Annotated in this window: 23 protein-coding genes and 1 other annotated feature; of the genes, 21 read left to right on the top strand and 2 right to left on the bottom strand. The window is 38.2% G+C overall.

Annotation, left to right across the window (positions count from 1 at the left end):
• The first annotated feature begins 12 nt into the window (after positions 1-12).
• From mnmA to ACM5BR_RS09035, 5 genes are all read left to right on the top strand, one after another.
• Complete coding sequence (gene mnmA / locus ACM5BR_RS09055) at positions 13-1128, top strand: tRNA 2-thiouridine(34) synthase MnmA (protein ID WP_416827417.1); 1116 nt, start codon at positions 13-15, stop codon at positions 1126-1128.
• A gap of 101 nt (positions 1129-1229) precedes the next feature.
• On the top strand, positions 1230-1883 hold the full coding sequence (locus ACM5BR_RS09050; protein ID WP_416827415.1) for a tetratricopeptide repeat protein: 654 nt from the start codon (positions 1230-1232) through the stop codon (positions 1881-1883).
• Positions 1884-1918: 35 nt separating this feature from the next.
• Positions 1919-4264 carry an SF1B family DNA helicase RecD2 gene (gene recD2, locus ACM5BR_RS09045; protein ID WP_416827879.1) on the top strand — a complete coding sequence of 782 codons (2346 nt, stop codon included), beginning with the start codon at positions 1919-1921 and terminating at the stop codon, positions 4262-4264.
• A gap of 105 nt (positions 4265-4369) precedes the next feature.
• Positions 4370-4561: a hypothetical protein gene (locus ACM5BR_RS09040; protein WP_416827414.1), complete on the top strand. Its 192-nt coding sequence runs from the start codon at positions 4370-4372 to the stop codon at positions 4559-4561.
• Between the two features lie 19 nt (positions 4562-4580).
• A complete protein-coding gene (locus tag ACM5BR_RS09035; RefSeq protein WP_416827878.1) occupies positions 4581-4697 on the top strand; it encodes a DUF3918 family protein in 117 nt (38 codons plus the stop codon).
• A 126-nt stretch (positions 4698-4823) separates the two neighbouring features.
• Here the strand turns inward: ACM5BR_RS09035 and ACM5BR_RS09030 are convergent, their stop codons facing one another.
• Positions 4824-4985, bottom strand: coding sequence for a peptidase (locus ACM5BR_RS09030; RefSeq protein WP_416827412.1), 162 nt, complete (start codon positions 4983-4985; stop codon positions 4824-4826).
• Positions 4986-5204: 219 nt separating this feature from the next.
• Here ACM5BR_RS09030 and ACM5BR_RS09025 point away from each other — a divergent pair, with 219 nt between their 5' ends.
• The 12 genes from ACM5BR_RS09025 (at position 5205) to ACM5BR_RS08970 (ending at position 16869) form a co-directional block, all read left to right on the top strand.
• Positions 5205-6266 carry an AI-2E family transporter gene (locus tag ACM5BR_RS09025; RefSeq protein WP_416827410.1) on the top strand — a complete coding sequence of 354 codons (1062 nt, stop codon included), beginning with the start codon at positions 5205-5207 and terminating at the stop codon, positions 6264-6266.
• A 38-nt stretch (positions 6267-6304) separates the two neighbouring features.
• Positions 6305-6508: a binding site (T-box leader), on the top strand.
• Between the two features lie 48 nt (positions 6509-6556).
• Positions 6557-9196 (top strand): alanine--tRNA ligase, encoded by a 2640-nt coding sequence (alaS, locus tag ACM5BR_RS09020; protein WP_416827408.1) that lies wholly within the window; start codon positions 6557-6559, stop codon positions 9194-9196.
• 69 nt (positions 9197-9265) lie between these two features.
• Positions 9266-9532, top strand: coding sequence for an IreB family regulatory phosphoprotein (locus ACM5BR_RS09015; protein ID WP_416827407.1), 267 nt, complete (start codon positions 9266-9268; stop codon positions 9530-9532).
• A 2-nt stretch (positions 9533-9534) separates the two neighbouring features.
• On the top strand, positions 9535-9951 hold the full coding sequence (gene ruvX, locus ACM5BR_RS09010) for a Holliday junction resolvase RuvX (RefSeq protein ID WP_416827405.1): 417 nt from the start codon (positions 9535-9537) through the stop codon (positions 9949-9951).
• 11 nt (positions 9952-9962) lie between these two features.
• The gene (locus ACM5BR_RS09005; RefSeq protein WP_416827403.1) at positions 9963-10292 is read left to right on the top strand and encodes a DUF1292 domain-containing protein; all 330 of its coding nucleotides are present in this window, start codon (positions 9963-9965) and stop codon (positions 10290-10292) included.
• A 96-nt stretch (positions 10293-10388) separates the two neighbouring features.
• Positions 10389-11462: an endolytic transglycosylase MltG gene (mltG, locus tag ACM5BR_RS09000; protein WP_416827401.1), complete on the top strand. Its 1074-nt coding sequence runs from the start codon at positions 10389-10391 to the stop codon at positions 11460-11462.
• A gap of 281 nt (positions 11463-11743) precedes the next feature.
• Positions 11744-12385 (top strand): O-methyltransferase, encoded by a 642-nt coding sequence (locus ACM5BR_RS08995; RefSeq protein ID WP_416827399.1) that lies wholly within the window; start codon positions 11744-11746, stop codon positions 12383-12385.
• The gene (locus tag ACM5BR_RS08990; protein ID WP_416827397.1) at positions 12386-13315 is read left to right on the top strand and encodes a peptidase U32 family protein; all 930 of its coding nucleotides are present in this window, start codon (positions 12386-12388) and stop codon (positions 13313-13315) included. It begins immediately after the preceding gene.
• 17 nt (positions 13316-13332) lie between these two features.
• Entirely contained in the window at positions 13333-14613 is a 1281-nt protein-coding gene (locus tag ACM5BR_RS08985) for a peptidase U32 family protein (protein WP_416827395.1), read from the top strand.
• 101 nt (positions 14614-14714) lie between these two features.
• Positions 14715-15353, top strand: a complete 639-nt coding sequence (gene udk, locus ACM5BR_RS08980) for a uridine kinase (RefSeq protein WP_416827393.1) — start codon at positions 14715-14717, stop codon at positions 15351-15353.
• 146 nt (positions 15354-15499) lie between these two features.
• On the top strand, positions 15500-15976 hold the full coding sequence (gene greA, locus ACM5BR_RS08975; protein ID WP_416827391.1) for a transcription elongation factor GreA: 477 nt from the start codon (positions 15500-15502) through the stop codon (positions 15974-15976).
• 302 nt (positions 15977-16278) lie between these two features.
• Positions 16279-16869 carry a YrrS family protein gene (locus tag ACM5BR_RS08970; protein WP_416827389.1) on the top strand — a complete coding sequence of 197 codons (591 nt, stop codon included), beginning with the start codon at positions 16279-16281 and terminating at the stop codon, positions 16867-16869.
• Between the two features lie 26 nt (positions 16870-16895).
• On the opposite strand, the gene ACM5BR_RS08965 is transcribed toward ACM5BR_RS08970, so the two are convergent.
• The gene (locus tag ACM5BR_RS08965) at positions 16896-17117 is read right to left on the bottom strand and encodes a YrzA family protein (RefSeq protein ID WP_416827387.1); all 222 of its coding nucleotides are present in this window, start codon (positions 17115-17117) and stop codon (positions 16896-16898) included.
• Positions 17118-17261: 144 nt separating this feature from the next.
• On the opposite strand from ACM5BR_RS08965, the gene ACM5BR_RS08960 reads away from it, so the two are divergent.
• The 4 genes from ACM5BR_RS08960 (at position 17262) to ACM5BR_RS08945 (ending at position 20790) form a co-directional block, all read left to right on the top strand.
• Complete coding sequence (locus tag ACM5BR_RS08960) at positions 17262-17900, top strand: class I SAM-dependent methyltransferase (protein WP_416827385.1); 639 nt, start codon at positions 17262-17264, stop codon at positions 17898-17900.
• Positions 17901-17916: 16 nt separating this feature from the next.
• Complete coding sequence (gene mtnN / locus ACM5BR_RS08955; RefSeq protein ID WP_416827384.1) at positions 17917-18612, top strand: 5'-methylthioadenosine/S-adenosylhomocysteine nucleosidase; 696 nt, start codon at positions 17917-17919, stop codon at positions 18610-18612.
• A gap of 116 nt (positions 18613-18728) precedes the next feature.
• Positions 18729-19652 carry a PLP-dependent cysteine synthase family protein gene (locus ACM5BR_RS08950; protein ID WP_416827382.1) on the top strand — a complete coding sequence of 308 codons (924 nt, stop codon included), beginning with the start codon at positions 18729-18731 and terminating at the stop codon, positions 19650-19652.
• Position 19653: 1 nt separating this feature from the next.
• A complete protein-coding gene (locus ACM5BR_RS08945; protein ID WP_416827380.1) occupies positions 19654-20790 on the top strand; it encodes a bifunctional cystathionine gamma-lyase/homocysteine desulfhydrase in 1137 nt (378 codons plus the stop codon).
• The last annotated feature ends 16 nt before the right edge of the window (positions 20791-20806 follow it).

Genomic DNA, 20806 nt, shown 5'->3' with positions numbered 1-20806 from the left:
GAGGTGAACTCGTTGAATAAGCCCCCTCATGAAACGAGAGTCGTAATCGGGATGTCAGGAGGCGTCGATTCTTCTGTTGCAGCACTCTTATTGAAGGAACAAGGCTATGATGTAATCGGTATTTTCATGAAAAACTGGGATGATACTGATGAAAATGGTGTATGTACTGCAACCGAAGATTACAATGATGTCATTGCAGTTTGCAATCAAATTGGAATTCCCTATTATGCAGTTAATTTTGAAAAGCAATATTGGGATCGTGTATTCACGTATTTTCTTGATGAGTATCGTGCAGGACGTACACCTAATCCAGATGTAATGTGTAATAAGGAAATTAAATTTAAAGCGTTTTTGGATCACGCTATGTCACTTGGGGCAGATTATGTTGCTACCGGACATTATGCTCGTGCCCTATATCAAGACGGTGTATATCAAATGCTTCGCGGCGTAGATACAAATAAAGATCAAACATATTTTTTAAATCAGCTTGGACAAGAGCAGCTTTCTCGGACGATGTTTCCCCTTGGAAATTTAATGAAACCGCAAATACGTGAGATGGCAAAAAATGCTGGCCTTGCTACAGCTACGAAAAAAGATAGCACAGGCATTTGTTTTATTGGCGAGCGGAATTTCAAAGAATTCTTAGGTAACTACCTACCTGCGCAGCCTGGTAACATGGTTACTTTGTCCGGTGAAGTAAAAGGAAAACATGATGGTTTAATGTATTATACGATAGGACAACGTCACGGTCTCGGCATTGGTGGTGATGGTGATCCGTGGTTTGTAGTAGGAAAGAACCTAAAGGAAAACGTATTATATGTAGAACAAGGATTCCATAATGAACTATTGTATGGGGATGAAGTGTTAGCAACTGATATTAGTTGGACAAGCGGAAAACCGAAGGCTAAGCAATTCAAATGCACAGCGAAATTCCGTTACCGTCAACCTGATAATCCCGTAACGGTTACAGTTCTTGAAAATGGCACGGTGCATATTGCAAATGATGAGAAAGTACGTGCGATTACGCCAGGGCAAGCAGTTGTTTTCTATGATGGTGATATATGCCTCGGTGGAGGAACGATTGATGAAGTATTCCGTAATGGTGAAAAGTTGTCCTACTTATCTTAAGATGTAAGAAACCTCGGGCTTTCATGAGACCGAGGTTTCTTTTATGATAGAATTAGAAAAAAAGAAGGAACGATACGAAACTATCGAGTTGAGGTGTATGTATGGCTAAGCTGAACGAAGGAATTATGTACATGAAGGAAGGAAAATGGGAAGAGGCTGCAAGATTGTTAAATGAAGCTATTGATGAGGAACCCACTAATCCTATTGGGTACGTTAATTTTGGCAATTTATTAGATGTAATTGGAGAACAAGAGCGTGCAATCGCATTTTATAAAAAGGCATTAGAGTTAGACGATACATTAGGAACTGCCTATTATGGTCTGGGAACAATTTATTACGAGTTCGAAGAATATGAAGTAGCGAAGCTTATGTTTGAAAAAGCATTATCGTGTGATATGCAAAACAATGATGTGTATAGTATGCTCGGATTTACATATCTTCAATTAGGAAATGATACGTTAGCGTTGCCTTTCTTGCAACGTGCTATGGAACTGAATGAGAAGGATGAGGAAGCGACATTTCAATACGGTTTGTGTTTAGCACGGCTCGATCATATTAAAGAAGCGAAGCCAATATTTGAAAAGGTGTTGCAGCTAAATCCAGAGCACGCTGACGCTTACTATAATTTAGGGGTTATCTATGCCTTTTTCGATGAAATTGACAAGGCGATGGAACATTTCAAAAGAGCGGTAGCCATTCAGCCTGATCATTTTCTGGCAGGAAATGGTATTCGAATGCTAGAGCAAAACAAGTAATGTGGAAATGGAGGTGACATTTCGTGCAAAATGCTATGGATTTATTTGAAGAAGAGCAAAAATATATAAAAGCTCAAGTGCTTGTAACGATATTTCATAATGAGGAGAATTTGTATTCTGTCGTACGGATGCGTGTGATGGAAACAAATGAAGCTTATGATGAAAAAGAAGTCATTGTAACGGGTCACTTTCCACGTATGCATGAAGAAGAAGTTTTCACGCTTAACGGAACGTTTAAAGAACATCCACGGTACGGTATGCAATATCATACCAATACATTTAAAAAAGAATTACCGCAAACGAAGAGCGGCATTGTTCAATATTTATCTAGCGATTTATTTAAGGGTATAGGAAAGCGAACAGCAGAACGTATCGTTCAAAAACTAGGAGAGCATACAATCTCAAAAATAATGGATGATCCCGATGCTCTTGAGGGGATTGTAGGTAAGGATAAAGCACAAGAAATATACAAAACTGTTACCGAACATCAAGGGCTTGAAAAAGTGATGAGCTTTCTTAGCGGATACGGTTTTGGAACAAAGCTTAGTATAAAAATCTATCAAACCTATAAAGAACAGACGCTTGAAATCATTCGCAACAATCCATACCAGCTTATCGAAGACGTCGAGGGAATTGGATTTGCTCGTGCTGATGAAATAGGTAAGGTGTTCGGGATTTCTGGGGATCACCCAGATCGTATACGAGCAGGCTGTTTATTTACATTAGAGAACGTGTCCCTGCAAGATGGACATGTATTTATGACAAATGAGCAGGTAGCGCAGCAGTCGCTTCAATTGCTCAATCATCGTGAAAATACGGTGCAAGTGGATCAAATTCATACATGTTTTGAACTGCTTCAAAAAGAAGAAAAAGTTGTAATAGAAGAAGAACGCGTATATCTTGCATCCTTATATTATGCGGAAAAAGGCTTAGTATCCTCCTTATACCGCCTTCTTAAACAAGAGGATCAAGAAGAATTTCCAGAATCAGAGTTTTTGCTTTCACTCGGAACGATAGAAGATAAATTAGGTGTGCAGTATGCATCAAAACAAAAGGAAGCGATACAAACTGCCCTATCAAAGCCTATTATGATTTTAACTGGCGGACCTGGTACTGGAAAAACGACGGTCATCCGTGGGATTGTTGAAATGTATGCGACATTAAATGGCATTTCCCTTAATCCAAAAGATTATAATGATGAGCATCCATTCCCCATTTTATTAACTGCTCCAACAGGCCGTGCTTCAAAACGAATGAGTGAATCGACGGGATTACCAGCTGGTACGATACATCGTCTTCTTGGATGGACACCAGAAGGCTCCTTTTCACGGGATGAAAATGACCCTATCCAAGGAAAACTTCTCATAATCGATGAATTTTCCATGGTGGACATTTGGCTTGCAAATCAACTGTTCAAATCTCTCCCTTCTACCATTCAAGTTATTATCGTAGGAGATGAAGATCAGCTTCCTTCCGTAGGTCCTGGACAAGTATTAAAGGATATCTTACAAAGTGAGCAGATCCCTACTGTTCGGCTAACCGAAATTTATCGTCAGGCAGAAGGCTCTTCTGTTATTCAGCTTGCCCATGCTATTAAGAATAATAAAGTACCAAATGATATAAAGATGCAAAAGGTTGATCGATCCTTTATAACGTGTACAGGAGCTCAAGTTGTAGATGTTGTCAAAAAAGTATGTGAAAATGCAAAGACCAAAGGTTTTACAGCGCGTGATGTACAAGTACTTGCTCCGATGTATCGCGGCCCGGCAGGCATTAATGCTCTGAATACTGCTTTGCAGGAAGTGTTTAATCCTCCGCGTGAAAAGCAAAGAGAGATGCAATATGGTGATGTTACGTATCGCGCTGGAGATAAAGTGCTCCAACTTGTTAATCAACCGGAAAGCCAAGTATTTAATGGCGATATTGGGGAAATCGTATCGATCTTTTATGCGAAAGAAAATGTGGAGCAACAGGATATGATGGTCATTTCATTTGATGGGATAGAAGTAACCTATACAAAAGGAGATTTTAACCAAATTACTCATGCGTATTGTTGTTCCATTCATAAATCACAAGGAAGCGAATTCCCAATTGTGATTTTGCCAGTTGTAAAAAGCTATTATCGGATGTTACGCAGAAACCTACTTTATACAGCTATCACGCGGAGTAAGAAGTTCCTTATTTTATGCGGAGAAGAGGATGCCTTTCATTCTGGTATCCGTCGCATTGATGATTCGGTTCGTCAAACATCGCTTTGTGATAAGCTTCAGAATCGCTTTGGTGATATAGAGGAAAAAACAATTACCCCATTTGATGAGGAATCTTTTGATGTGAAGGACATAGATGATGTGGAAAATCTTTCACCTTATGATTTTATGTAACGAAGAAACAATAGGAGTAGATAGAAAACATCTTTCTATCCACGTTTAAATGGGAGTGGTTTGGACATACTTGGTAATAGAAAAAAGGCGAAGGAGTGGGCTGCCTTGTTAGTATGTCCAAACTGCAAAGGAAAAGATATTGGAAAAATAGGTGTAAATCAGTACTACTGCTGGAACTGTTTCATCGAACTTTCCATTACAAAGGGAATGATTTATACCCATCAAGTTGAGGAGGATGGATCACTTAGCTCGCTTGATGATCTGTTTGATGATGACGATCGGAAAATCAGCATGTAAGGAGTGAAATATTTTGAATATGAGAAAATCAATGGTAGCGTTTGGACTTGGTGCTGCAGCCTATCATCTTGCCCGGAGAAATAATATGTTTTCTTCAAAAAATTGGAAGAGAGCAAGACGTAAAACATTTTTCTAATAAAAGGAGGTGGCATAAAGGATATTCCCTTTATGGTCACCTCCTTTTTGTATATAGCATGGAATTTGTCCTACTATTTAAGCATGTTTTGTGATATCTTTCGCATTATTTTTTGAATATAGAAACCTATTTTGCGTGTTGCACCATTAAATCACGGCATTCTTCTTCAATCTGGTTTAGTTTTGCAACCCCTTCTTTCCGCTTGTGAATGTAACGCGTTACACCAACAATAAAAGAAACAAAAATAGAAGAAATAATTACTGCATATACAACACCAATAGTACTCATATTTACACTTCCTTAAAAATGTGGTTATGATACTATTATAATACTTGTTTTAGGAAAATACAGGAAATTCATTTTTTTGTCATATTTTATTATATGGTTTCAATTAATCCAAAAACACGTCCTAAATATTCAGGGGTCGTCGTTTTAACTTTATCCCTTGTCTTAATGAATAAACAAACGAATCTCTCCTCACACTACGATATAAAGGAGGGATACATAGTGAAAGATATAAAAATGATTTGGATTTATCGATTAGCATTTATACTGCTCCTTTTTCTTTGTTTATTCGTTTTCTGGAAGCTAAGACCGATGTGGCAGCCTATTTTATCTATAGTGAAGCTCGTACTTATACCCTTTTTGGTAGCCTTCTTTATTGCTTATTTGTTACATCCTCTTATAGAGAAATTACATAAAAACGGCGTTCCTAGAACGTTAGCCATCTTACTCATTTATTTGTTGTTTTTTGGAGGGATTGGCTATGGAGTTTACAAAGGGACACCGATTGCTATTGCTCAGCTGCAAGATATGAATCGGAATTTTCCACAGTTTATTACGATGTATGAGAACTTTAGTGATCATGTGGAGGAAAAAACAGAGAACTTCCCGACATTTGTTCATGATAAGCTAAAGCAAGTAATCGTCACTATTGAGGAAAGGGTGCAATCAGCATTAAATAGTTTAATTAGTACAGCGAGAACGATTCTAGATTCCTTGCTTATTATTGTTCTTGTACCATTTATCGTTTTTTATTTATTAAAGGACTATGGAGAAATGTACCATATTTTTTGGCGGTTAGTTCCCGATAAATGGCGCGAAGATGGAAAAAAGCTAGCGAAGGAAGTTGATCAATCACTTGGAAATTATATTCGAGGCCAACTGTTTGTTTGTGCTGTATTAGCAGGCGTTTCAGCCATTGCTTTTTGGATTATTGGCATGCAATACCCGCTTTTGCTTGGAATCATTATTGGCGTAACGGATATAATTCCATATTTTGGCCCTATTCTTGGTGCTATTCCAACCATTGCAATTGCTTCTACTATTTCAACATCCATGATAATAAAAGCAAGTGTTGCGCTTGCTATTTTACAGTTTGTTGAAAGTAATATTTTATCACCTTACATTGTAGGCAAATCGCTGCGGATGCATCCAGTTATTATTATGTTCTCTCTTCTTGTCGGAGGAGAAGTGGGGGGACTAGTTGGATTGCTTCTTGCTGTACCGATTCTTGCGATTGCACGGACGATCCTTGTTCACTCTAAAACGTTTTTGGTAAGACGTTGACAAAATTTTTAATCGAACGGTATAATACATTTACATATGTAAACTTGATGATGGATTGAGTACGTCACTACTATTTTTCAGAGAGGATGTCCCGCGGCTGAAAGGACTCTAAATACAGGGTGACAGAAGGCTAATCCTGAGAAGCAGCTAATCACTGCCGTCCTGCCACGTTACGGCAACTTGAGGTGATGAACTACGGTTCATAATCAGGGTGGTAACGCGAGTATACTCTCGTCCCTGCTATAGGGGGCGGGAGTTTTTTGTTTGTCAAAATAAAGGAGGAGTTCTTGATGAAGACACTAAAGGCAGCACAAATTCGCCAAATGTTTTTAGACTTTTTCAAAGAAAAAGGTCATTCCATTGAACCGAGCGCTTCGCTCGTTCCCCATGAGGATCCAACACTATTATGGATAAATAGTGGTGTTGCAACGCTAAAGAAATACTTTGACGGTCGGGTTATTCCACAAAATCCTAGAATTACGAATGCCCAAAAGTCAATTCGTACAAACGATATTGAAAACGTAGGGAAAACAGCACGTCACCATACATTTTTTGAAATGCTAGGGAATTTTTCAGTAGGTGACTATTTTAAGGAAGAAGCCATTACATGGGCTTGGGAATTTCTAACAAGTGATAAGTGGATTGGCTTTGAAAAAGAAAAGCTTTCTGTTACGATCCATCCAGAAGATGAAGAGGCATTTCATTTTTGGCATGAAAAAATTGGTATTCCTGAAGAACGTATCATTCGATTAGAACATAATTTTTGGGATATTGGTGAAGGACCAAGCGGACCAAATACGGAAATTTTCTATGACCGTGGGGAAGCATATGGAAATGATCCGAGTGACCCAGAATTGTTTCCAGGCGGAGAAAATGAACGCTATTTAGAAATTTGGAATCTTGTATTTTCTCAGTTTAATCATAATCCAGACGGTACATATACACCACTACCTAAGAAAAACATAGATACCGGTATGGGACTAGAACGTATGGCTTCTGTTGTCCAAAACGTTCCAACGAATTTTGATACGGATTTGTTTATCCCGATTATTGAAGCAACAGAAGTAATTTCTGGTGAAACCTATCACACAGATAATGAGAAGGATACTGCATTTAAAGTCATTGCGGACCATATACGAACGGTAACATTTGCAGTTGGAGATGGCGCACTTCCATCAAATGAGGGTCGCGGCTATGTATTACGTCGCTTGCTTCGCCGTGCAGTACGCTATGCGAAGAAGCTGAACATCAATCGTCCGTTTATGGATGAGCTTGTTCCTGTAGTAGGGGAAATTATGAAAGACTTCTACCCTGAAGTGTTAGAAAAAGCTGCGTTCATCCAACGAGTAATTAAAAACGAAGAAGAACGATTCCATGAAACCTTACACGAAGGGGAAGCGATTCTCTCTGAAATCATTGAAAAAGCAAAGAAAGAAGGAACGGGGACGATATCCGGAGAAGATGCGTTCCGTTTATACGACACATACGGTTTTCCAATCGAATTAACTGAAGAATATGCTGAAGAAGAAAATCTAATTGTCGATCATGCAGGCTTTGAAGCTGAGATGGAAAAACAACGTGAGCGTGCAAGAGCAGCACGTCAAGATCAAGACAGTATGCAGGTTCAAGGCGGCGTTCTTGGAGATATTAAAGTAGAAAGCAGCTTTGTTGGGTTCACTCAGTTAGAAACAAAGAGTAAGATTGTAGCTCTTCTGCAAAATGGAGAATATGCAGATGTTGTAAAAGCAGGAGAAGAAGCGCATATTATGTTAGACGTGACACCTTTCTACGCAGAAATGGGTGGACAAATTGCAGATTATGGGCTAATAGTTGGTGAAGGATGCAAAGCAAAGGTTACAGATGTTCAAAAGGCTCCTAACGGGCAGCATTTGCATAAAATTGTTGTGGAAGAGGGAACCTTTACAAATAGCTTGTCTGTAACAGCAATCATTGACAAGGCGAACCGTGCAAATATTATTAAAAATCATACTGCGACTCACTTGCTTCACCAAGCGCTAAAGGATGTACTCGGTGCCCATGTAAATCAAGCTGGTTCGTTGGTAACAGCAGAACGTCTTCGTTTTGACTTCTCTCATTTTGGACAAGTAACTCCTGAAGAGTTAGAAAAAGTTGAACATATTGTAAATGAAAAGATTTGGGAAAGTATAGCTGTTAATACTTCCGAAAAACCAATAGAAGAAGCAAAGGCAATGGGAGCTATGGCTCTATTTGGTGAAAAATATGGTAATATTGTTCGCGTCGTTCAAGTTGGAGACTTCAGCTTAGAGCTTTGCGGTGGTTGCCATGTTGATAATACTTCTTCCATTGGAATTTTCAAAATCGTATCTGAGTCAGGTATCGGTGCAGGTACACGACGTATCGAAGCAGTAACAGGTAAGTTTGCATATGAATTGATGAATAGCCAAGTGGTGCTTCTAAAAGAAACGGCTGGTAAGCTTAAGACAAATACAAAGGACATCTTAACAAGAGTGGATGGATTGTATGCAGAGTTGAAACAGCTTCATAAGGAAAATGAATCTCTTGCAGCTAAATTAGGTAATATTGAAGCAGGAAGTCTACTAGACCGCGTACAGCAAATTGAAGGTGTAAAGGTATTAGCTAGTCAAGTGCAAGCAACTGACATCAATCATATGCGTACGATGTTAGACGATTTAAAAACGAAGCTTGAATCTGGAGTTATTTTATTAGCTGCAGTGAATGACGGAAAGGTAAACTTGCTAGCAGGTGTTACAAAGAATCTCGTAAATCAGTTCCATGCAGGTAAGCTAGTAAAAGGTGCAGCAACGATTTGCGGCGGAGGCGGCGGAGGTCGACCAGATATGGCTCAAGCGGGAGGCAAAGACGCAAGTAAAGTAGCAGAAGCCCTTGCATACACGGAAGAGTATGTTAAATCTGTTTTAAATTCTTGAGGGATTAGTGTACAATAATAAGGAGAAAGCATTGCTTCTCCTTATTACAAGCAAAGTGAGGTGCTTACTGTGGACCCATTCGATAAAACAATGAAATTTACGTTTCAAGACGACAAACAAAGCGTTCAAGTGAATGAAGTTTTATTTACTGTATATGATGCACTTCAAGAAAAAGGGTATAATCCTATCAATCAAATCGTGGGTTACTTGTTAAGTGGCGATCCCGCATACATACCTCGCCATAAGGATGCACGAAGCATTATCCGTAAGCTCGAAAGGGATGAACTAATTGAAGAATTAGTGAAGTCCTATTTAAAGAATCATCGTGAGGAGTAATTATGCGCGTTTTAGGCTTAGATGTAGGTACAAAAACAGTTGGTGTCGCAGTAAGCGATGAAATGGGCTGGACAGCCCAAGGAATTGAAACGATTAAAATAAACGAAGAACGCAATGAATTTGGTTTTTCGCGTATTAAGGAACTCGTTCATGCGTATAATGTTGAACAAATCGTGATTGGCTTGCCGAAGAATATGAATGGCACAATCGGTGAACGCGGTAAAGCTTGTCAGGAATTTGCTGACAAATTGCATATATTTTTATCTATCCCATGTACATTATGGGACGAGCGTCTTTCTACCATGGCAGCAGAAAAAATGCTTATCTCTGCTGATGTCAGCCGTAAAAAGCGTAAAAAAGTAATTGATAAAGTTGCAGCTGTTGTCATATTGCAAGGGTATTTAGATAGTAAACAATAGGAGTGAATGAAATGACAGAACATAATCATGACCATAACCACGATCATGACCATTCAGAATTAGTAGAAGAAAATCAAATTACTATCGTTGATCAAGACGGCAATGAACATTTATGTGATATTGTTTTTACTTTTGAACACGATCAATTTGGAAAGAAAACATATATAGTATTCTCACCTGTTGGCGAGCTAGATGAAGACGGCGACCGCATTTATGATGCAGCAATCGTGCAACCTGACGAATCAGATGAAGGCGGCACATTGGCGGAGCTTGAATCAGAAGAAGAGTGGGACATGGTGCAAGAAGTGTTTGCTGCTTTTCTAGATGATGAAGAAGAGTAAGCATGATTCGCTTGAGGCGGACTGTGTAAACAGTCCGCTTTTCTATGTAGATAAGAATGAACTTTTATTCAGCTATGAAGGGGGGTAGACGATTTTATGATGAAAACTACTAAACCTAAGATAAAGCTAAAGCGCTGGGTTTTTGTATGTTTTGGAATCGTCTTTGTAGTAGTGGCATTATATTTGTATGTACTATCAGCTTTACAACCCGTAAATGCAAGCAGTACTGAAAAACAGAAAATTACCATTGAGTCTGGAACATCAACTGCAGGTATCGGAGAGTTATTAAAGAAAAGTGGAATTGTGAAAAATGGAACCGTATTTGAATATTATGTAAAACTAAATTATAAACAAGGACTAAAATCCGGTACTTATTTACTGAGCCCATCTATGAGTGTAAAGGATGTAGCAGATCATATTACCGGCGGAAGTATCTATCAAGTTCCTAATAATAAAATTGTAATTAAAGAGGGCGAACAGCTTGTCGATATAGCGGATAGTATTGCTAACGAATTTCAAATGAACAAAGATGATGTGATCAATCAGCTCAATGATCCCGCACTACTTGATCGGTTAAAAAGTAAATATCCAGCTCTTATTACGGACAAGCTTAAGGATCCAGCTATTAAGTATAAACTAGAAGGATATTTGTATCCAGCTACGTATTCGTATGATAAGAAACCAAGTTCCATTGATGAAATTATTGCACCTATGATAGAAAAAACGAATACCTATATCGTTAAACATGAGGACGCTATAAAACAAAAACAATTAGATGTTCATCAATTTTTGACAATGGCTTCTTTAATTGAAGAAGAGGCTACAGCGTCAACTGATCGTCAAAAAATTGCCAGTGTATTTTACAATCGGTTAAAAGTAAATATGCCATTGCAAACAGATCCGACTGTTTTATACGCGCTTGGTAAACATAAGGAAAGAGTATCATTACAGGATTTAAAGGTAAATTCTCCGTACAACACATACGTTGTCAAGGGATTGCCAGTAGGACCTATTTCTAACGCGAGCGAACTTTCGCTTCAAGCAGCACTTGAACCAGCGCAAACAGATTATTACTATTTTCTAGCTGCGCCTAGCGGTGAAGTATTTTTTGCAAAAACACTAGAGGAACATAATGCACTAAAGGCAAAGTATATCACGACAAATCAATAAGAGATGCCTATGAAAATTGTCGCATCTCTTTCTTTTTTATGGTAGAATATATCGGGTTAAAAAGGCTAAGGATTACTAAATACGTAATGTGCAAGTTATAGTATGGCTTGTGCAGAACAGGCGCTCTAGTGGGAGAGAAGTTTCAAGAATCACTTAGAGGCGCTCTTCTTTTATCCTAAACCTCATCTTAGATAAAAATTCACTTTATGTTGATAGATTGAAAACGATAGCTCGTTTTATTTTATTGGCACCTGCAGGTTTTTAGGGAAGGAGGCTACAAGATGGAGCAGAATGCAACGAACGAATACTTACTTTCTTTCGTAGATAAAGATCCGGTTACTTTAGAAATGGAACAATATGCTTTGGAACATCATATTCCAATAATGGATAAGCTCGGAATGGAATTTATGCTGCAGCTACTTCGCTTAATTGAACCTACGTCGATTCTTGAAATTGGGGCGGCTATAGGGTATTCTGCGATTCGAATGGCAAAAAGTAGTCATGCGAACGTAGTAACAATCGAACGGGATGAGGAACGATACAAGGAAGCTGTATGCAATATAAAACGTACTGGCATGGAAGATCGTATCTCTCTTATTTTTGGAGATGCTCTTGAACAGTTTCCACAAGTTAAAGAACACGGCACCTTTGATGTTATTTTTATCGATGCAGCGAAAGGACAATATCAACGCTTTTTTGAATTATATGAGCCTCTTTTAAATGAAGGGGGTGTCATTATTACAGATAATGTTCTGTTTCATGGTCTAGTCGTAGAAGAAAATATTGAAAAGAAACGATTACGTAGTTTAGTTAAGAAGATAAAGAACTATAATGAATGGTTAATGGCACATATTGGATATGATACTACTATTTTTCCGATTGGTGATGGAGTAGCAGTAAGTAAAAAAAGAGGTGACGCATAAATGAAGAAACCAGAATTACTCGTTACGCCAACAAGCGTTAGTGATATTGAACCGCTTGCTAAGGCAGGGGCGGATGCCATGATTATTGGTGAACAAAAGTATGGTCTTCGGCTAGCAGGTGAATTTTCACGTGAGGATGTGAAGAAATCTACTGAGATCGCACATCAATATAACAAAAAAATATATGTAGCAATGAATGCTATCTTTCATAATGAAAGTGTAGAATCATTGGCAGACTATATAACGTTTTTGAAAGATGTCCATGTAGATGCAATCGTTTTTGGTGATGCAGCTGTTTTGATGACAGCGAAGGAAATCGCACCGGATATGAAGCTTCATTGGAATACCGAAACGACGGCAACGAACTGGTTCACATGTAATTATTGGGGACGTAAAGGTGCTAAACGATCTGTTCTTGCAAGAGAATTAAGCTTTGAAGCCATTGAAGAAATAAAAGAACATGCAGAAGTAGAAATTGAAGTACAGGTACACGGAATGACTTGTATGTTTCAATCTAAGCGCTCATTGATAGGAAATTATTTTGAATATCAAGGTAGAAATTTGGAAATTGAAAAGAAAAAATATGAAAAACATATGTTTTTATATGATAAAGAGCGTAATAATAAATATCCTGTTTTTGAAGACCGAAACGGTACACATATCATGAGCCCAAAGGATATTTGCATTATAGATGAATTAGAGACATTGATTGATGCACAAATCGACTCTTTTAAGATTGATGGAGTGCTAAAAGATTCTGCGTACCTAATTGAGGTAACGAAAAAATACCGGAAAGCCATCGATCTTTGTGTAGACGATCGTGAAGGGTACGATCAAGTGAAAGATAAGCTTTACAAAGAAATAGAAATGATGCAGCCGGTTAATCGGCCGTTAGATACCGGGTTTTTCTATAAAGAAACTGTATACTAAAAAAAGGAGGTACTAGGATGACTGTTAAGGAAATTTCACAAATTGTTGATGGAAAACGTACTATAGTGAAAAAACCTGAACTGTTGGCACCTGCAGGCAATTTAGAGAAACTAAAGATTGCTGTTCGCTACGGCGCGGACGCCGTGTTTATCGGTGGACAAGAGTTTGGTCTACGTTCCAATGCTGACAATTTTACAATTGAAGAAATGGCAGAAGGCGTAGCATTTGCAAAACAATATGGTGCTAGAATTTATGTAACAACCAACATATTTGCTCACAATGAAAATATGGACGGTCTAGAAGAATACTTACAAGCCATTGAGAATGCTGGAGTAGCAGGAATTATTGTAGCGGATCCGTTTATTATTGAGACATGTAAACGAGTAGCTCCTTCACTTGAAATTCATTTAAGTACACAGCAATCACTTACAAATTGGAAGGCTGCACAATATTGGAAAGAAGAAGGATTGGATCGTCTCGTTCTTGCACGGGAAACGGGCTATGAAGAAATTAAAGAAATAAAAGAAAAAGTGGATATCGAAATAGAAACGTTTATTCACGGGGCAATGTGCATAGCTTATTCAGGAAGATGCACACTAAGTAATCATATGACAGCACGTGATTCAAACCGTGGGGGATGCTGTCAGTCCTGTCGTTGGAACTACGATTTAATACAAACTACGTCTCAAGATAAACAAGCAGCTGAAGTGGAATTGTTTGAGGAAGGTGATGAGCCTTTTGCAATGAGTCCTAAAGATTTAACGCTTGTGCAATCGATTCCTGCTATTATTGAAGCAGGTATTGATAGCTTAAAGATCGAAGGACGGATGAAGTCTATTCACTATATTGCTACAGTTGTAAGCGTATATCGCAACGTAATTGATACGTATTGCGAGGATCCAGATCATTTTGTTTTTAAACAAGAATGGATTGATGAGCTAGACAAATGTGCAAATCGTGATACAGCATCTGCGTTTTTTGAAGGAGTACCTGGCTATCAAGAGCAAATGTTTGGGGAACATAGCAAAAAAACAACCTATGATTTTGTCGGGCTTGTATTAGCGTATGATCCAGAAACAAATATCGCAACGATTCAACAACGCAATCACTTTAAGCCGAACCAAGAAGTAGAATTTTTTGGACCGGAAATAGAAAACTTTACACAAAAAATTGAGACGATCTGGGACGAAGAGGGTAACGAACTAGATGCAGCAAGACACCCTTTGGAAATCGTAAAAATAAAAGTAAACAAACCAGTTTACCCATATGACATGATGAGAAAAAACATGTTTCAATAAAGAATAGTTTTTATCGACTTGCTTAGTCAGATTGACTGGAGCTAGCCGATATGCTCTTCTACATGAATGTTCGTATCTTTTAAGAAAGAGTGGTAGTATAGATGGGGAAGCAAAAGCCCGTTGTGATTGGAATTGCAGGAGGTTCCGGTTCAGGAAAAACGAGTGTAACGAAAGCAATTTTTGATCATTTCCATGGTCATTCTATTTTAGTACTAGAACAAGATTATTATTATAAAAATCAAGATGATATTCCATTTGAAGAACGATTGCAAACGAATTATGATCATCCTCTTGCCTTTGATAATGATCTATTAATTCAACAAATAAATCAATTACTCAACTACGAACCGATTGAGAAACCGTTGTATAATTATAAAATGCATACACGTTCTAAAGATACCATCCATTTAGAACCAAAGGATGTTATCATATTAGAAGGCATTTTGATTTTCGAAGATGAACGTCTTCGCGATTTGATGGATATTAAGATATTTGTTGATACGGATGCGGATTTGCGAATTTTGCGTAGAATGCAGCGTGATATCAATGAACGCGGTCGAACACTTGACTCTGTGATAGAGCAGTATGTATCGGTCGTTCGACCTATGCATAATCAATTTATTGAACCTTCTAAGCGTTATGCTGATATTATTATTCCTGAAGGTGGACAAAATCACGTAGCAATCGATTTAATGGTAACAAAAGTTGGAACTATTCTTGAAGAAAAAACAATTTTGTAATAGCATAGAAAAAGATGCCTTTACAGGAGGTTTTTTTCCTGTTTATACCGAATACATTGGAACATATAACCTCACCCAGTGATGGGTGGGGCCATATTTGTATAGACGGTACCAATAGGTAGTAGATAGAAAAAGGAGTGGACATTATGGCAACTGAAAAGACATATCCAATGACACAAGCTGGGAAAGAAAAGCTTGAACAAGAATTAGAATACTTAAAAACAGAAAGACGTAAAGAAGTAGTAGAGCGTATTAAAATTGCACGTAGCTTCGGAGACCTTTCTGAAAACTCTGAGTATGATGCAGCGAAAGACGAACAAGCTTTCGTAGAAGGACGTGTAACACAAATTGAAAATATGATCCGCAATGCGGTTATTATTACAGAAAACTCTGAAAGTTCCGACATTGTTTCCCTTGGTAAATCTGTTACATTCATGGAATTACCAGATGGAGAAGAAGAGACATATACAATTGTTGGTAGCGCAGAGGCAGATCCTTTCGAAGGAAAAATTTCTAACGACTCTCCAATTGCTAAAAACTTATTAGGAAAGCAAATAGGAGACGAAGTAATTGTACCGACACCAGGCGGAGATATGAAAGTAAAAATCTTGTCTGTGAAATAAAGAAAAGTGGCTAAGACCCGAATACGATTGAATTTGAGCTGTTTCAAAGGTTTTTTTTAATAAAAACAGAGAAAAATGAGACAGCACTGAAAAGGGACTGATTTTTTATAAAATCAGTCCCTTTTCTTATGTATGGGTACATTTCCTCTCGTATCATTTTAAGCAAAATACGGAGGTTTAACTCAAAAGTTGACATTGTCCCTCTCTCTTTTATTGTTAAAAGCGATGATTTTCTTCAAGTGATATCTATTTGGTGCTACAATAGGAAATATGCGAATATAACACGGATGGAGGGTAAGAGTATGACTCAAGCTCTAGACGATTCAAGACTGCAAAAAAGAAAGCATAAACGCCGAAGATTATTTATGAATATACTCATCGGAATCGTCTTTCTTGCTGCTGTTACAGTTGCATATCAGCTGTTTACAGCTCCTAAAAAAACGGTACAGAGCACAGTTGTTAATCAAAATAAAGGAGACGCAGCTAAGAATACAGGCAGCTCTTCTAATTCTAACGCGGAAAATAATGGGAACAAAACAGATAGTGCACCGCCGCCTGTTGAAGATAAAAAAGTAGTTGTTCAGGAAAATGATTCGAAGGTAGCTGAAGCTTATACGAATCCTTCATGGAAGCCGATAGGAACTTCACAAACTGAACCGCACACGACAAAGTTCGATACTTCTTCTGATGATTGGAAGGAAATGGTTCAAACAATTTCCTATGCATTGAAAATTCCAAGCGATAATTTAACAATCATATTTATCGGTAATAATGGAGAGAATAAAGCAATTGGAACCGTTAAAACAAAGGATACAAAACAACAATATAAAGTGTCCATTGAATGGGTTGAAAAACAAGGCTGGAAGCCAACATTAGTGCAACAACTTAAATAGGCTTAATTAAGAAAGAAGAGTGTTCTTTACAGAACACTCTTCTTTCTTAATTTAAAATGCACAATAGCACTGTAATAGAGTCGCTTACTCTCAGCTTCTATGCACATTTGATGAGATACATGATGAACTTCTAATAGTAGCGCACGATTGTTTTCAATTTGTTCGTTTATTTTCTTTTCTAAAGTAGTTAAATCAGTTGCCTCAAAGCATTCAATTTTATCTTCAATCATTTCAAAAGAAAATCCCATTATTATCCTTCTTCCTCTTCCAATCTTTGCTTATTAGTGTATCAAATAACGTTTGCAAATTCTATCTTTACAATGATTTTTGTTGACTTTATTGGAAATCAGGCATATTATACTGATAAATCCGATAAGAAAAAGGTGAATTGTATGGGGACGGAATTTAATCATCTTTTTGATGAATGGGCACAATCGTATGATACCTTTATTGCTGGGGAAAACGATGAGTATAGAGATGTATTTCTAAACTATGATCATATATTGCAATGTGTAGTAGAAAAATCATTCGGATCCATTTTAGAGTTTGGAGTTGGTACAGGGAATCTAACAAAGAAATTTCTCGATGCTGGATTTAAAGTGCTAGGAATAGAACCTTCTCGGGAAATGCGGCTACTTGCAAAGCAGAAACTGCCTAAGCAAGCGGTTGTTATAGAAGGAGACTTTTTACAATTTGAAACTGTACATTCTATCGATACAATCGTTAGTACGTATGCATTTCACCATTTAACTGACGAAGAAAAGCGTATTGCTATTAAGAAATATAGTCAGATCCTTAAACCAAATGGTAAAATAGTGTTTGCTGATACGATGTTTACGAATCAGGAAGCTTTTGATCAAACAATTCAAGAAGCAGTCAATCGTAACTTTCATCAATTAGCAAACGATTTACAGACTGAATATTATACGCTAATCCCAATCATACAGTCGATCCTTGAAGATAACGGCTTTCGTGTATCGTTTTCTAGGCAAAATCATTTTGTATGGATTGTGGAGGCGATAAAGAATTAAGGAAGAGGGATACCATTTGAAAATCGCAGTTATTGGTGCAATGGAAGAAGAAGTACGCATTTTACGTGATAAGCTTGAGAATAAGACAATGGAAATTGTAGCTGGTTCTGAATTTACGAAAGGAGACTATGCTGGTCACGAAGTCATTTTGTTAAAGTCAGGCATTGGAAAAGTAAATGCTGCTATGGCTACTACCATTTTGCTTGAACGTTATCAACCTGATAAAGTCATTAATACAGGTTCAGCAGGTGGATTTCATCAATCTTTAAATGTAGGTGATGTTGTGATATCAACAGATGTACGTCATCACGATGTGGATGTTACCATATTTAATTATGAATACGGCCAAGTGCCTGGCATGCCTGCAGCATTTGAAGCAGATGCAGAGCTTGTGGCATTAGCAGAAACTTGTATGAAAAATGTAGAAGGAGTACAGGTTGCAAAAGGTACTATTGCAACTGGAGATTCCTTTATGAATGATAGTGAACGCGTTGCGTTTATTCGTAGTAAATTTAAGGATTTATACGCAGTGGAAATGGAAGCGGCTGCTGTTGCACAAGTATGTTATCAATATAATGTACCGTTTGTAATTATTCGTGCCCTGTCTGATATCGCAGGAAAGGAATCTAATGTTTCATTTGATCAATTTTTAGATCAGGCAGCGCTACATTCGACTACCTTTATTGAAAATATGTTGAAAGAATTAAAATAATAATCAATTCGAAACTTGTACGATCTTCGATTAAGTTATTTTTCGGAGCAGCTCCAAAGTAAGGATTGAACCTCTTACTTTGGAGAGTTATGTTTTAATGAGGAGGAATTACTCATATGAACACGTTTCGCGGGGTACATGAGTTGATTGGGAATACACCGCTCGTGGAAATTACGCGGTTTTCGTTACCAAAAGATGTACGAATATTTGCTAAGTTAGAGTATTTTAATCCAGGCGGAAGCATTAAAGACCGTCTAGGGAAGCATATGATAGAGGTGGCACTAGAGAAAGGGCTTGTCAAGCATGGTGGCACAATTATAGAACCAACTGCAGGGAATACTGGAATCGGACTAGCATTGGCGGCGATTCAATATGATATACATGTAATCGTATGTGTACCAGAAAAGTTTAGTATAGAAAAACAAGAGCTTATGCGGGCACTTGGTGCTACTGTTATCAATACACCGACCGAGGAAGGGATGACAGGTGCTATTGCAAAAGCCAAAGGACTGCTGCAAGAACTCCCAAATTCGTATTGTCCGCAGCAATTTGCAAACAGTGCAAACCCTGAAACCTATTTTAAAACAATAGGACCTGAAATTTGGACTGAGCTTGACGGGAGGGTTGATATATTTGTTGCAGGTGCTGGTACTGGCGGGACATTTATGGGAACAGCCACCTACCTTCAGAAACAAAATCCTAATTTAAAATGTGCAATCGTAGAACCAGTTGGTTCAATCTTAAACGGCGGAGAATCGGGATCACACGAGACAGAAGGAATTGGAATGGAGTTTCTCCCTCCTTTCATGAATACGAATTACTTCCATAGCATTCATACAGTTTCAGATCACGATGCCTTCCATCGCGTGAAGGAACTTGCAAAACTTGAGGGATTGCTCGTTGGTAGTTCTTCAGGTGCAGCCTTCCATGCTAGCTTACGAGAAGCAGAGAGCGCGAAGCCAGGAACAAACATCGTTACGATTTTTCCAGATAGTAGTGAACGATATTTAAGTAAAGACATATATAAAGGATGGGACTAAAATGAGGGAAAAAACAAAGTTAATTCATGGTATTTCGATCGGAGATCCGCAAACTGGTGCGGTAACGGTTCCTATTTATCAAACGAGTACGTATAAGCAAGATGCGGTAGGTAAGCATAAAGGCTACGAATATTCCCGCACAGGTAATCCAACACGCAGTGCGCTCGAAGAAATGATTGCAGTTCTTGAAAATGGTCATGCAGGCTTTGCATTTGGCTCAGGGATGGCAGCCATTACTGCAGTTATGATGTTATTTTCAAGCGGTGATCATGTTATTCTAACAGATGATGTATACGGCGGTACATTTCGTGTTATAACTAAAGTTTTAGAGCGTTTCGGTTTAGAATACACCTTTGTGGATACAACAAACCAGAGTGCAATTCAAGCTTCGATAAAGCCAAATACGAAGGCAATTTATCTAGAAACACCAACGAACCCGCTTCTAAAAATTACAGATATTGCTGAAGTATCGGAGCTCGCGAAAAAACACGGCCTGTTAACAATTGTCGATAATACATTTATGACTTCTTATTGGCAGAATCCAATAACACTTGGTGCGGACATCGTATTGCATAGTGCAACGAAGTATTTAGGAGGTCATAGTGATGTTGTAGCAGGTGCAGTTGTCGTAAATAATGAGCAAATAGCCAATGGTCTTCATTTTATCCAGAATTCTACGGGCGGGATACTTGGCCCACAAGATAGCTTTCTTCTCCTTCGCGGCTTAAAAACACTAGGGGTAAGAATGGAAGAGCATGAGAGAAATGCTCGAAACATTGCAAGCTTTCTAGCAGACCATCCGAAAGTGAAAAAAGTACATTATCCTGGTCTTGCTGAACATCCACAGCATGAATTAGCAAGTAAGCAGGCTCGTGGATTTGGTGCTATCATTTCGTTTGATGTCGATAGCCTCGAGACCTTAAATCGTTTGATTCGTAATACGAAATATTTTACACTTGCAGAAAGCTTAGGAGCGGTAGAAAGCTTAATTTCTGTCCCTGCAAAAATGACGCACGCATCTATTCCAGCGGATCGACGTCAAGAGCTTGGTATTACAGATACGCTTATTCGTATTTCGGTTGGGATCGAGGATGTCGAAGATTTAATCGAAGACCTAATGCAAGGGTTAGAATCATAATTTGGAAGAATATATC

Origin of the sequence: Ectobacillus polymachus (assembly GCF_048159605.1) — a bacterium.
GTDB lineage: Bacteria > Bacillota > Bacilli > Bacillales > Bacillaceae_G > Ectobacillus > Ectobacillus polymachus.
This window is presented reverse-complemented; position numbering and strand designations above follow the sequence as displayed.